Source organism: Paenibacillus sp. FSL R5-0623 (assembly GCF_037974265.1).
Lineage (GTDB): Bacteria > Bacillota > Bacilli > Paenibacillales > Paenibacillaceae > Paenibacillus.
This window is the reverse complement of the sequence record NZ_CP150233.1, coordinates 3,867,977-3,880,999: the sequence shown is the minus strand read 5'-3', so window position 1 is coordinate 3,880,999 and position 13,023 is coordinate 3,867,977. Positions and strand designations below refer to the sequence as shown.

12 protein-coding genes are annotated in these 13,023 nt (G+C 47.3%); 6 read left to right on the top strand and 6 right to left on the bottom strand.

Annotated features, from left to right (window positions below; genetic code table 11):
• The first annotated feature begins 139 nt into the window (after positions 1-139).
• Both MKY92_RS16950 and MKY92_RS16945 read left to right on the top strand, forming a co-directional pair.
• Complete coding sequence (locus MKY92_RS16950) at positions 140-622, top strand: hypothetical protein (RefSeq protein WP_339297019.1); 483 nt, start codon at positions 140-142, stop codon at positions 620-622.
• Between the two features lie 43 nt (positions 623-665).
• Entirely contained in the window at positions 666-1,367 is a 702-nt protein-coding gene (locus MKY92_RS16945) for a M50 family metallopeptidase (protein WP_339297018.1), read from the top strand.
• A gap of 128 nt (positions 1,368-1,495) precedes the next feature.
• On the opposite strand, the gene MKY92_RS16940 is transcribed toward MKY92_RS16945, so the two are convergent.
• The 5 genes from MKY92_RS16940 to MKY92_RS16920 all read right to left on the bottom strand — a co-directional run bounded on the left by MKY92_RS16940 (position 1,496) and on the right by MKY92_RS16920 (position 5,439).
• Positions 1,496-1,867 carry a DUF4363 family protein gene (locus MKY92_RS16940; protein ID WP_339297017.1) on the bottom strand — a complete coding sequence of 124 codons (372 nt, stop codon included), beginning with the start codon at positions 1,865-1,867 and terminating at the stop codon, positions 1,496-1,498.
• Between the two features lie 26 nt (positions 1,868-1,893).
• Positions 1,894-2,655, bottom strand: a complete 762-nt coding sequence (locus MKY92_RS16935; protein ID WP_339297016.1) for a DUF421 domain-containing protein — start codon at positions 2,653-2,655, stop codon at positions 1,894-1,896.
• 138 nt (positions 2,656-2,793) lie between these two features.
• On the bottom strand, positions 2,794-3,657 hold the full coding sequence (locus MKY92_RS16930; RefSeq protein WP_339297015.1) for an SDR family oxidoreductase: 864 nt from the start codon (positions 3,655-3,657) through the stop codon (positions 2,794-2,796).
• Entirely contained in the window at positions 3,654-4,721 is a 1,068-nt protein-coding gene (uxuA, locus tag MKY92_RS16925) for a mannonate dehydratase (protein ID WP_339297014.1), read from the bottom strand. The genes MKY92_RS16930 and uxuA overlap by 4 nt, the downstream gene beginning before the upstream one ends.
• Before the next feature lie 40 nt (positions 4,722-4,761).
• Entirely contained in the window at positions 4,762-5,439 is a 678-nt protein-coding gene (locus MKY92_RS16920; RefSeq protein WP_339301822.1) for a GntR family transcriptional regulator, read from the bottom strand.
• 271 nt (positions 5,440-5,710) lie between these two features.
• Between MKY92_RS16920 and MKY92_RS16915 the strand changes: the two genes are divergently transcribed.
• Both MKY92_RS16915 and MKY92_RS16910 read left to right on the top strand, forming a co-directional pair.
• Positions 5,711-6,013 (top strand): metalloregulator ArsR/SmtB family transcription factor, encoded by a 303-nt coding sequence (locus MKY92_RS16915; protein ID WP_017688208.1) that lies wholly within the window; start codon positions 5,711-5,713, stop codon positions 6,011-6,013.
• A gap of 95 nt (positions 6,014-6,108) precedes the next feature.
• Positions 6,109-7,512, top strand: a complete 1,404-nt coding sequence (locus MKY92_RS16910) for an aldehyde dehydrogenase (RefSeq protein ID WP_339297013.1) — start codon at positions 6,109-6,111, stop codon at positions 7,510-7,512.
• Between the two features lie 31 nt (positions 7,513-7,543).
• On the opposite strand, the gene MKY92_RS16905 is transcribed toward MKY92_RS16910, so the two are convergent.
• Positions 7,544-8,455: an AraC family transcriptional regulator gene (locus tag MKY92_RS16905; RefSeq protein WP_339297012.1), complete on the bottom strand. Its 912-nt coding sequence runs from the start codon at positions 8,453-8,455 to the stop codon at positions 7,544-7,546.
• Between the two features lie 221 nt (positions 8,456-8,676).
• On the opposite strand from MKY92_RS16905, the gene MKY92_RS16900 reads away from it, so the two are divergent.
• Entirely contained in the window at positions 8,677-10,866 is a 2,190-nt protein-coding gene (locus MKY92_RS16900) for a glycoside hydrolase family 52 protein (protein ID WP_339297011.1), read from the top strand.
• On the top strand, positions 10,863-13,010 hold the full coding sequence (locus MKY92_RS16895) for an alpha-glucuronidase family glycosyl hydrolase (protein ID WP_339297010.1): 2,148 nt from the start codon (positions 10,863-10,865) through the stop codon (positions 13,008-13,010). Before MKY92_RS16900 ends, MKY92_RS16895 begins: the two co-directional genes overlap by 4 nt.
• Positions 13,011-13,023 lie beyond the last annotated feature (13 nt).

Sequence of the window (13,023 nt, the reverse complement as noted above, 5' to 3'; positions counted from 1 at the left end):
CCGAAAAAGGTACAATAATACAACATGCTGAGGAATGGAGTGCCATTCCTTTGCCTTTTTGCAAAGCAGAGAGCACAGGGATGTGCTCTCTCTTTGTTGAATAAGGGACCGGATCAAGGATAACAGGAGGACGCATTAGATGAATTTAAATGAGGAACATGAAGTGCTGTTAAGTGAACAGCCGGCCCATCTGTGGAGACGGCGTAAGCTGGAGCTGATGCACTGGACGGAACGTGATAAACATACGGTTTCCGCGAAGAAAACGGAGATATGGAATGGCGTTGAAGTGGATGCCGAGCTTGTGAACGCATTGTCCATACTTCAGAATACGGGCGTGAAGACTGAGTTTTCATGTGCAGGGGTGAGTCCGCTTGATGAACCTGTCGATCATTCCCTCTATGCGTATGTTACCCTTGTGCAAAGTGAAGTTGCGGATCATTTCGTGAACTACGCGCTCCGTCGGATGCGGAATCGACTGCTCGTTACGCTAGAGGCTGAAAAGGGCCGCTATGATCTATCTTCTTTTTTCATTGGACACAATCGGAGCTTCTGCTGGTGGATGGAGCACTGTGCATTACAGTTTGGAAGCCGAAACGAATCGAGCGAAAAAAGCGTAGTATAAAGGATAGGCTTGTTTACTTGAAGTTAAAGGAGGTATGGCACGATTGAATAAGTGGGTCAAAACGATACTTTTTCTACTAGGCTCCGTCTTTCTTACACGATTCATCCCATTTTCGTCCTTGTTCCGTAACCTGGATACGATGATTCACGAATTCGGTCATGCATTAATGACACTGGTATTGTCCGGTAAAGTGCTGCGCATTGAATTGTACGCTGATCATAGTGGTGTAACTTACTCTTCCATGCTGACGCCAGGCAGATCGATCCTGGTTTCTCTGGCGGGATATATCAGTGCATCACTGTTCGCCTGGCTGTTGTTCTACTTATACCGCAAAGGTTTGCACATGTGGGGACTTGGTATTATGACGGCTGTCGCTCTGGTGTCACTCCTGTTATATGTAAGAGGGGAGTTTGGCATGTTATGGCTGACCGGGTTCATCGCACTGAACGTTGTCATTATGATTTTTGGTGCCAAGATCGTGAAGTTCTATTATCTGTTACTGGCGTTTCTTACGCTGGAAGAGTCGGTCGTTAGTGCCGTATACGTTGGATTAATGTCCTGGACTCAGCCTTCACGAGCAGGGGATGCAGCGAATCTCGCTCAGCAGACATTCCTTCCGGCACTATTCTGGGGCACGTTGTTTGCTTTGATTGCACTGTGGTGTGCCAAGGGAGCACTCAGTCTCTTTTTCCGCAAAGAAGGCACTTCGCGTGCATCAAGAGCTCGCCGAGTAAGAAGAGCGTAACGGATAGTAAGTTATATAAACGCAAAGAAGGCACTTCCTTTCTTCATAAAAGGATAGTGCCTTTTGTAATTGAACTTACATCTGATATTAAAGTCTGATATTAAAGTCTGATATTAAAGATATTGAACCTAATCTCCAAGATTATCCCATAGGACATAAAAGTAATAAATCTCTTCCATAATCGCTTTATCATCCTCTGCCGCAACGCCGCCCTTGATCCGAGCAAGGGTGCCCAGAATATCATATATCGTTTCACGCTCCACACTGAACTGAATCCGGTCTACGACTCGTTCCCAAGCCTGCATTGCATATTCGATCTGTGACTTGGCTGCCGTCCACTGTTTGCTCTCCACGTGCTTTTCCAGTGTTTGCACCGATTCGAGCAAGCGATCTTCGGTACCAAAGGGCTTCTTGAGAAACGATCCGCTGGCCATGATCGCTACGAATAACAAGATCAAAAAGATCGGAAGTACATATAGCAACCAGAAACGTGTTTTCATTCAACCACCTCCCGCTATGTGAACATTTAGAATGGTCCTTCATAGTCACCCATATCCACTTTTTCGTTAAAACGATCATCGAAGAGATCAATGTACAATTTGTCATTGGGTAGAATGGCAGCAAATGCAATGTCCTGAATCGTCACTTTTTTCTTTTTCAGTTGTTCGGTAAGCCACTGGATATCTTTATGTCTCTCAGACAGGTTCTGTTTGATCAGAACACCATCAATGATCAGTTCGGTCATCAGCTTGCTTTTCGGGGGATGCATATGCATATCTTTGGCGGTAACAGGCTGATGCTCAGGTTTTAACACAACGGAGAGACTGCCATCGGGCTCCATGATTGCATAGTCGAGTGTAGTGATATCAAATACATCCTTTTGCCGCAACATGACGGTCAGTTCGTCAAATTTCACACGCATTTTATGCAGATTCTGTTCCAAAATTTTGCCGTTCTGAATCACTAGGGTAGGATCGGAATCCATCAATTTGGAGAGGGTGCGACTTTTCATCGTAATGAACTGAAAAATGATCGTGATCAGTGTGAAAATGGTTAAGGCCACAAAATGAATCCACGCTTTCGATGAGAGATCGGTTGCAAAAGTCCCTGCAATGGAACCAATTGTGATGCCGTTAATATAATCAAAATACGTCAAGTTACCCATCTGTTGTTTGCCCAGCACCCTTGTGTAGATGATCAGAGTCAGAAAGGCAATAATAGAGCGTACGGCAACAACCCATGTTTCTTCCATCATGTATGTATCACCTTCCTTTACTTCACTTTGCATAGTTACTATAACAAGCTTTTCCTACACTGGATGATCTTATGCTTGAACGCAAAAAACCGAAACCTGAGTAAGTATCCCAAGTTTCGGTTTCTATAAATTCTCTATATTAGTTGAACTGATTCATTTACACGTTAATCGTCATACACCAGAATAGGCCATAAATCCGCCATCTACCGGAATGACTGTGCCAGTAACAAAGCCGGATTGTCTTTCATCCGCAAGCCACATCAATGTGCCAAGCAGGTCTTCCGGTTTGCCAAAGCGGCGCATAGGAGTATGGGCAATGATTTTACTCGAACGTTCGGTAGGAGAACCGTCTGGTTGCAGTAATAGGTTACGGTTCTGTTCTGTTAGGAAGAATCCGGGTGCAATGGCGTTGACACGAATACCGGATTCAGCCAGATGCACAGCGAGCCACTGCGTGAAGTTGTTAATCGCTGCCTTGGCAGCACTGTACGCTGGAACTTTGGTCATGGGCGATGGGGCGCTCATGGAAGAAATATTGATGACAGTAGCGGGAACATCGCGCTCTATCATATGTCTCGCAAAGATCTGAGTGGGGATGAGAGAACCGACAAAATTCAGATCCATCACTTGACGAAATCCCTCTACACTTACATCGAAAAATGTAGTGACATCGCTCTTTTTCAGATCTTCCAATCTGAAAATTTCATTCGTGGTGTTGGCACTGGCGTTATTGCCACCCGCGCCATTAATAAGAATGTCGCATGGTCCAAGCTGTTCCAGCACAGCATCTGCTGCCGCTTGCACACTATCGGCCTGGGTTACGTCACAGGCAATAGCAATCGCTTTGCCACCGTCAGCTTCTATCGCAGCTACAACTTCCTGCCCCTTGGACACAGTGCGGTTCAGGATGGCTACACTTGCACCGTGCCGAGCCAGTTCTTCCGCCATGGAGCGGCATAATACTCCAGCACCTCCGGTGATTACAGCCGTTCTGCCTTCGAGACGAGATGAGCGTTCATATTGGTGTTCACTCATGCTTTTACCCTCCTTTGCAGGGAATCCCAGACGCCCCAGAGATACATGATCCCCAAAGCCCGGTCATAGAGTCCATAACCAGGTCGGCACTGTTCTCCCCAAAGGTGACGACCGTGGTCGGGTCTTGCATAACCTTCATAACCGATATCGTGATAAGCCTCAACAACCCCTGCAATATCAACACTGCCATCCTGACTGCGATGTGAGGTTTCGATAAAGTCGCCGTTTTCGTAGATTTTGACATTACGAATGTGGGCAAATGGAATCCGATCCTTGAACTCGTGTATCATCCCGATGATGTCATTATCAGCATTCGCTCCCAAAGAGCCACTGCATAATGTCACGCTGTTGTAAGGGCTATCATAAAGGTTCAGATATTTCCGAACATTCTCCTGACTTGTAATAATCTTTGGTAATCCAAAGATTGGCCATGGCGGGTCATCCGGATGGATGGCCATTCGAATCCCCAGCCGTTCGGCTGTAGGCATAATCTCTTGCAGGAAATAACGTGCGTGCTCCCACATATGATCCTCGGTTACATCCTTGTAGGCTTCGAACAGACCTGTTAAATACTGCAATCGTTCCGGTTCCCAACCTGGCATGGTGAGTGCGGAGTTTTCCGTAATGCGTCGAACGAGTTCTAGAGGTTCTATATCTGCGAGTTTACTGTGCTCATAGAAGAGGGCAGTTGAGCCATCCTCCATTTCCTTGTGCATATCCGTGCGAAGCCAGTCGAAGATCGGCATAAAGTTGTAACAGATGACCTTCACACCAACTTGAGCCAGTTTCTCCATCGTTTTAATATAATTTGCGATATATTTATCCCTTGATGGCAGGCCCAACTTGATATCCTCATGGATGTTCACACTCTCAACGACATCCAGATGTAACCCGGCCTTGTCAGCTGCTGTTTTGACAGCGAGTATTTTGTCCATCGGCCATTCCTCGCCAGCAGGAACATCGTGCAGTGCCCACACAATACCTTCAACACCCGGAATCTGCCGGATATGATCCAGCGTTACCGTATCATTGCCTTCGCCGAACCAGCGAAAAACCATTCTCATCACGTTCACCTCATCATGAATAGTAGGAAGAAAAATTCAGTCATTGAAAATAGGACGGATATGTATCCTGCAGGACAGCCAAATCGGTGACAGTTAAATGCAAGTGTTCCTGCATCAGTCGCTCTGCTGTGTCGGCATCATGCTGCTGAATGGCCTTGACCATAGACCGGTGCTGTTCAATCAGGTGATCCCACTGGTGGTCCGAGGACAGGCGTAACATGCGACTTCGATTCAAATGTACATTCATCTGCTGGATAACAGTCCAGGTGTTGCTTTTGTTGCAGCCTGCAAAAAGAGTGCTATGGAATTCCTCATCCAATTGAAACATTCGTTCATCATCCGGTTTGATCTTACATTCCTGTTGCCACGCAAGGTTCTGTTCAAGAGCTACCATCTGTTCGTTCGGAAAGTTCTCGCAGGCGAGCCTGATTACGGCTCGTTCGAGCTGTTCACGCATGAACCGAGCTTCCTCAACGAGGTCGACCTGAATCAGAGAGACGTATGTGCCACGCTGTGGGTACACTTCCAGCAGACCTTCCTGAGCAAGCCTTACAAAACTTTCTCGAACAGGTGTCCGGCTTACCTGGAACTCCAGCGAAATTTCCTTCTCAGAAATAGCTGTTCCCGGAGGCATATTCAAACTCAAAATGAGTTGTTTCAGCGTGAAGTAAACGACATCTCGCGTTGAGTAAGATTGCTTATTATTCATGGAAGACATATTGCTCGCAACAGGCAACAAACCGGCTTTGGATGATAACTTTGGGGTATATTCCACAACTTCAACTCCTTCAATGCCATACTACCATACTTGTATGGTAGTATGGAAGCGCTTTATCAGCATTATATTAATTTTAGTTGATGGTTCACTTGCAGTTCAAGTGAATAAAGAGTACAATTCAGTCATTAGGTTCGAATGTTTAAACCAACAGACATCAAACTGAGAAATATACGTAGAAATAATGAAGAAGAAATAGCATAGAGGTGAAACCATGGGACAAAAAGCAATTAGCGTTTTTCAAACCTGTATTCCGTTATTTCAGGTGTTAAGTGACAACCATCGTCAATCCATTTTGCTGACACTTACCGAGAAGGGCAGAATGACGGTGAATGAAATTACCGAACAATCCAGCCTATCCCGGCCAGCCATATCTCATCATCTCAAGCTGTTGTTAGAGAAGGGACTTATATCTGTGGAACAGAAGGGCACACAGCGCTATTATTCGGCTTCATTGAATGCATCGGTGGAACTGCTGAAGGAACTGGTAGCTGCTTTGGAAGAAGAGTGTCTGTAGATTAATAGTGATAAAATAAAACATGCTTTTGCATGTGCCTTATAGGTTCGTAAGTTTAAACGCTTGATCAATAATAAACAGAGGAGTATGTATATATGACAACGACTATACGGGAAGTAACCAGTCAGGAAGTTGAACAGATCTTGGAGCAGCAACGACAGTTCTTTCGTTCCGGGGCCACACGATCGGCAGAAGCTCGAATTGCACGTCTGACCCAACTCAAGCAGGCTATCCAAAAGTACGAATCCAGACTGACAGAAGCTCTCTATCAGGATTTGGGCAAAAGTGAGTTCGAATCCTACACAACCGAGATCGGATTCATGATGGATAGCATCACACACACCATTCGTAAAGTGAATAAATGGGTGAAACCCGTTAAAGTGAAAACGCAAATGGCGCTCCTGGGTTCGAAAAGTTATATCATACCCGAACCCTACGGGGCGGTTCTGATCATCGGACCTTTCAATTATCCATTTCAACTCTTGATCGAACCATTGGTAGGTGCTATTGCGGCAGGTAACACAGCCGTGCTCAAAGCGTCAGAGAATACACCTGCGGTGTCCGCTGTTGTACGTGAAATGATTGCGAGCGTGTTCGAACCGGCATATGTACAAGTGCTCGATGGTGCAAAAGATACAACAACAGCACTGATTAACGCGCCATTCGACTATATCTTTTTTACAGGCAGTGTACCGGTAGGCAAAATTGTGATGGAGGCAGCTGCCAAAAATCTCGTCCCCGTTACGTTAGAACTGGGAGGCAAAAGTCCGGTCATCGTTGATGAACAGGCGGATATCAAAGTAGCTGCGGAGCGCATTATATGGGGCAAACTGCTCAATACAGGACAGACCTGTATCGCACCCGATTATTTACTTGTGCATGAGCGCGTGAAGGGACCGTTAATTACAGAGATGAAGGCAGCGATTGTGTCCTTCTTTGGTTCGGATATCCAGCACAACAAGGACTACGGGCGAATCGTGAACAAAGGACATTTTAAACGTCTGACGACTCTGATCGAAAGAGATCAGGCCAAAGTGATATATGGAGGAGCTTCGGATGAGGAAGATCGCTTCATTGAACCTACACTGATTGATGCGGAGTCCTGGGATGCAGCAACGATGGAAGATGAGATTTTTGGACCGATCCTGCCGATCATTAGTTATCGTAACCTCGATGAAGCCATTGTAGGAATCGTAAAGCGGCCGAAACCGCTCGCCTTGTATCTGTTTACTTCCGACACCCGGGTTCAGGACAAAGTGCTGCGCGAAGTTTCTTTTGGAGGCGGCTGCATTAACGATACGATCACGCATGTAGCGAATCCGCGTCTGCCGTTTGGCGGTGTTGGTCATTCTGGTGTTGGCTCGTATCATGGGCAGTACAGCTTCGAAACCTTCTCTCATCTCAAAAGTGTACTGAAAAAAAGCACCAAGTTGAATCTGCCGATTCTATATCCACCATATGATAACAAGCTGAAGTTGATTAAGCGTTTGTTGAAATAAATAAGAAAGATGAACAGCCTGCTACTGAACCTCATTCCAGAGCAGGCTGTTCCTGTCGGTAACGGGAGGGTGACATGCCGGACCAGCGCTTGAATTGACGACTGAAATGGGCGATATCCTTATAACCAAGCATGACGGCAATATTCTGAACGGACAGCTTCGGATTGCCCAGTAGAAGCTTTGCTTCATGTAAAACCAACTGGGACAATACAGCACGTGGAGACTGACCAAACACCTGCTTGAACACACGATTACAGTGAGAAGAACTGATACCCAGCTCCGCTGCAATATCATCAATGCCATAGTGACCGTTGGACTCGTGTCCCTGTTTGAATTGCTGACTCATCAGGCCTTGCAATCGATTACGAATCTGGTGGGCGAGTTCGATCTTTTCGTGTCCGTCGGTAAACCATTGCGCTGCCTCTTGCGAGACTGCCTCCCATAGATGGCCAAATAGTTCAAATACCGCAGATTGCAGCTGCATACGTTGTACCATCGTATTTGCTACTTCATCATCCGCAGATGACATCAATTTGCGCAAAACAGGCTCGATCTGCTGCGTAACCGGGCTATCTGCACTGAATCGCACTTGTTTGATACGTGCCAGCAACGATAGGAATAACTGATCATCAATGTCAAAATGCATGCAAAAATACGTGAATCCCTTGCCGTTATGGCTCTGGCTGGAATGAATGCTTCCCGGAGGAATCAGGAGCAGTTCGCCAGCCTTTTGAATGTATAGGGTACCATTCACCATCATGCGTTGCTCGCCTTCCGTGACATAATTCAATTCATATTGAGGGTGCTCATGTGCCGGATAATCCCAGTCCACACCTACACTTCGTAAATGAATGGCGAACAGATTGACCGTTGTTTGCACATCTGGATAAAAAACTTCATGGACACTTTCTCCCAAAGTAGGAGGCAAGTACGTTGAAGACATGGAAGATCCCCCTTTATTTAGAGGTTGTTCAAAAAATGTGATTTTGAACACACACTTATATCAAATGGAACGGGTTTGTGTAACCGCTTTAATCTATTATAGTCTATCAGCTTGATTTGGGTAAATATCCGATTGATTTGATCATGGTCGGAGGTGGAACCACGTGTTAGGATGGGGCTAATGAAAAACGTATGCAACCATTCTGAGAGGGGTTATGATTCATGAGTACTTCCAAATCCATCTTTTATAATGCACATCATGCACCGATTGGTGCTTTTGCCAGTTTTACACTGGGATACAAAGGAGCCAAGGGCGGGCTGGGTCTGGAACTCGGCAAGCCGGCAGACCAGAATGTATATATTGGATTACAATCTCGCGATGGAGATAATTATCAGGCACTTCCTTTTTATGAAGCTTCCGAGGATGAGAGCAGCCGCTATGATGTAGAGAAGCTGGAGAATGGGGACCCGGCGTCGACAAACGCGACCAAAGCTCCACAACCTCTTATTACGGCTTTTCGCGATGAAGATATTACCCGTGAATTTACCTCAGGTACGGATACGTGGACTGCTGGAGATCTGACGTTCCGTATCTACTCGCCTGTACGTCCAGTACCTGATCCAACGAATGGTGATCGTGAAGAATTAATGGATGCGCTCGTACCAGCCGTATTGGTAGAGATGACGATCGACAACACGCAAGGTCAACAATCACGGAAAGCCTACTTTGGCTATCAGGGCAATGATCCGTACTCTGCGATGCGTCTGATTGGGGGACCTGAGGGTGGCTCTATCACAGGTGTGGGACAAGGTCGACTTACAGCAATTATGTCAGCAGATGACGGACTGTGGCCCGCACGCGGATTTACGCTGGAGAAACTGTTGCAGGAGAAACATCGGGAGAATCTGGCATTTGGACTTGGCTCAACCGCTGCACTACTGATGGAGGTGCCGGCTGGAGAGAAACGTACGTATCAATTCGCAGTATGTTTCTATCGCGGGGGCATTGTGACGACTGGAATGGACACAACGTATTGGTATACGCGGTACTTCTCCGATATTCAGGCAGCAGGAGAGTATGCACTACAACGTTTTAGTGAGTTGACCGCATCCTGTGGAGAGGTTGAACAACGCCTTGGATCGGCTGCTTTGACCGAAGATCAATCATTCATGCTTGCTCATTCCATTCATAGCTATTATGCCAGTACTCAATTGCTGGATGCCGATGGTGAGCCACTCTGGGTGGTGAACGAAGGGGAGTATCGGATGATGAACACACTTGATCTGACGGCTGATCAGTTGTACTTCGAGCTTGCCTTGAATCCATGGACGGTGCGTAATGAGCTGGAGTGGTTTGTGAAACGTTACAGTTATACGGATCAGGTTCGTTTCCCGGGGGAAGAGAAGTTATATCCGGGCGGAATCACCTTTACCCATGATATTGGTGTTGCCAATGTGTTCTCACGCCCTGGACACTCTGCATATGAGCTGGTTGGCATTGAAGACTGCTTCTCACAGATGAGCCACGAGGAACTGGTGAACTGGCTCTGCTGCGCGACAGTATACATTGAACAGACACAGGATCAAGCTTTTGTGAAAAACATGTTGCCTGTTATCCAGGATTGCTTCGAAAGCATGCTTAATCGTGACCATCCCGACGCTGAGCAGCGTAACGGTTTGATGGGTCTCGATAGCAGCCGTACCCAAGGTGGAGCGGAGATTACAACCTACGACAGCCTGGATGTGTCACTTGGACAGTCTCGCAATAATATCTATCTGGCGGGTAAATGTTGGGCGGTCTATGTTGCATTGGAGAAGCTGTTCGCAACTGAGAAGTTGGCAGATCTGTCCCATCAAGCAGGGCTTCAAGCGGATCGCTGCGCTGCCAGTATTGCTGCACAGTTGACAGATGGCGGCTACATTCCAGCTGTTATTGCAGAAAATAATGATTCTCGAATCATTCCGGCGATTGAAGGTTTGGTGTTCCCGTACTTTACAGGCTGTGAAGCAGCACTGGATGTCAATGGTCGCTTTGGACCTTATCTGAAAGCACTCCAAACTCATCTGAAGACGGTTCTTGTACCGGGAACATGTCTGTTCGAAGATGGGGGCTGGAAACTGTCCTCAACAAGCAATAACTCGTGGCTGAGCAAAATCTATTTGTCCCAGTTTATCGCTAGAGAACTGCTGGGTGTGGAATGGAATGAGACAGGCAAGGCAGCAGACGCGGCTCATGTCAACTGGCTGCTGCATCCGGAGGAATCCTACTGGTGCTGGAGTGACCAGATCCTGTCTGGTGTAGCGGTTGGCAGCAAGTACTATCCGCGTGGTGTAACGTCGATTCTATGGCTACTCGAAGGAAAAGGGAATCACCTTGGGCAGATCTATGCCAGCAAGGAGGCGGTACAATGAGCCAATCCGTCATTCAATCTGCCTTGTCAGGTCCACAGTACGATGCGTGGCTGGGGTATCACTCCGAATTGCCAGAAGCGAATGGACTTGCTCAAAAGACGGCTCCTGCGTGGAGCAAGCTGATATTGGTGGAAGAGAACCATGGAGTAATTACAACAGCTCTGACCGAACTTTCACGGGGACTGGAGAGGTTATATGGCGTGAAACCGTTGGTCAGTCATCTTTCTGATACTCAGGAAAGTGAACGGGACAGTCATGCTTCCGCTCCCGCAATACGAATCGGCACTTGGACAGGGAGCGATTCCGTGGCTGGGTTGTTCAGCGAGACAGAGCGTTCAACTGTTCAAGGGGAAGGGTATATCATTCGTGAGAACGAGACCGAAGGTTTACTGGTCATTGGATCAGAGACTCCCCAAGGTGTGCTGTATGGTGTATTCCATCTGCTTCGAGAGCTGACAATGGATCAAGGAAGAGCACATGAGGCGGATGACGCTGTGAAGAAGTGGAGCTTCATTACAGAGCAGCCAACCAATGCGCTACGGATGATTAATCAGTGGGATAACGTGGACGGCAGCATTGAGCGTGGGTACGCAGGAGACTCCATTTTCTATGATAACGGGGAATTCACGCTGGACTTGGGACGCATCCGGGATTACGCACGTTTGCTCGCTTCCACGGGCATCAATGCCATATCGATCAACAACGTCAATGTACACCGCCGTGAGAGTCTGTTTCTGACGGAACGTTACCTTAGTGATGTGGCGAAAGTTGCCGTAGAATTCAGAGCGTATGGTGTTCGATTGTTCCTGAGCGCCAACTACGCGAGTCCAATTGAGATTGGCGGATTGCGTACGGCTGACCCGCTGGATGCGAAGGTACGGGAATGGTGGAACATTCAAACGGCAAAGGTGTACGCAGCGATTCCGGATTTTGGCGGTTACCTGATCAAGGCAGACTCCGAGAATCGTCCGGGGCCGTTCACGTATAACCGTGATCATGCCGATGGTGCGAACATGCTGGCTGAAGCCCTTCGGCCATTCGGTGGATTGGTCATCTGGCGTTGCTTTGTCTATAACTGCAAGCAGGACTGGCGGGATCGTTCCACAGACCGTGCGCGGGCAGCCTATGACCATTTTACGCCGCTGGATGGGCGTTTTGCCGAAAATGTCATTTTGCAGATCAAAAACGGGCCGATGGACTTTCAGGTAAGAGAGGCGGTATCCCCGCTGTTCGGTGCCATGGAAAATACAAATCAGGTGATTGAATTTCAGATTACACAGGAGTATACCGGGCAACAACGTCATCTCTGTTATCTGGTTCCCCAATGGAAAGAAGTATTGGACTTTGACACATACGCCAAAGGCGAAGGTTCAGAGATCAAGCGAATCGCGGACGGTTCTCTGTATAAACGACCATACAGTGGCTTCGCCGCAGTATCCAATATTGGTGCAGATGCCTGTTGGACAGGACATCCACTCGCGCAGGCGAATCTATATGGATACGGAAGACTTGCGTGGAACCCGGAGCTGTCGGCGGAAGAAATTGCTGATGAGTGGGTGAGACTCACATTTGGACATGAAGACGAAGTTGTGCGGCAGGTTACGGGCATGCTTTTGACTTCACTAGATATCTATGAGAATTATACGGCGCCTCTCGGTGTGGGTTGGATGGTTAATCCGGAACATCATTACGGACCGAATGTAGATGGATACGAGTATTCCAAATGGGGAACGTATCACTTTGCCGATTGTCATGGCATTGGTGTAGATCGAACCGTGAAGAGCGGTACAGGATACACTTCACAGTATCACCCTGAGAATGCTGATCGTTATGAGTCCGTAGAGACCTGTCCGGATGAGCTGATCTTATTTTTCCATCATGTGCCATACACCCATGTTCTGCATTCGGGTAAAACGGTCATTCAGCATATTTATGATACACACTTTGAAGGTGTTGCGCAGGCGGAGGCGTTAGCCGAGACATGGAGAGGGTTAGAGGGCAAAATCGATCCGGTTATTTTCAGTAAAGTTGCTTCATTACAGGACAATCAGGCCGAACATGCGAAGGAATGGCGGGACATGATCAATACGTACTTCTATCGCAAGAGTGGCATTGCGGATGAACAGGGTCGAACTATCTATTGATTGGTGATGTGAA

Bases quoted from the DNA above. Each gene is read 5' to 3' on its own strand.
- MKY92_RS16950 (WP_339297019.1), top strand. From the start codon at position 140: ATGAATTTAAATGAGGAACATGAAGTGCTGTTAAGTGAACAGCCGGCC.
- MKY92_RS16940 (WP_339297017.1), bottom strand. From the start codon at position 1,867: ATGAAAACACGTTTCTGGTTGCTATATGTACTTCCGATCTTTTTGATC.
- MKY92_RS16935 (WP_339297016.1), bottom strand. From the start codon at position 2,655: ATGCAAAGTGAAGTAAAGGAAGGTGATACATACATGATGGAAGAAACA.
- MKY92_RS16930 (WP_339297015.1), bottom strand. From the start codon at position 3,657: ATGAGTGAACACCAATATGAACGCTCATCTCGTCTCGAAGGCAGAACG.
- uxuA (WP_339297014.1), bottom strand. From the start codon at position 4,721: ATGAGAATGGTTTTTCGCTGGTTCGGCGAAGGCAATGATACGGTAACG.
- MKY92_RS16920 (WP_339301822.1), bottom strand. From the start codon at position 5,439: ATGTCTTCCATGAATAATAAGCAATCTTACTCAACGCGAGATGTCGTT.
- MKY92_RS16915 (WP_017688208.1), top strand. From the start codon at position 5,711: ATGGGACAAAAAGCAATTAGCGTTTTTCAAACCTGTATTCCGTTATTT.
- MKY92_RS16910 (WP_339297013.1), top strand. From the start codon at position 6,109: ATGACAACGACTATACGGGAAGTAACCAGTCAGGAAGTTGAACAGATC.
- MKY92_RS16905 (WP_339297012.1), bottom strand. From the start codon at position 8,455: ATGTCTTCAACGTACTTGCCTCCTACTTTGGGAGAAAGTGTCCATGAA.
- MKY92_RS16900 (WP_339297011.1), top strand. From the start codon at position 8,677: ATGAGTACTTCCAAATCCATCTTTTATAATGCACATCATGCACCGATT.
- MKY92_RS16895 (WP_339297010.1), top strand. From the start codon at position 10,863: ATGAGCCAATCCGTCATTCAATCTGCCTTGTCAGGTCCACAGTACGAT.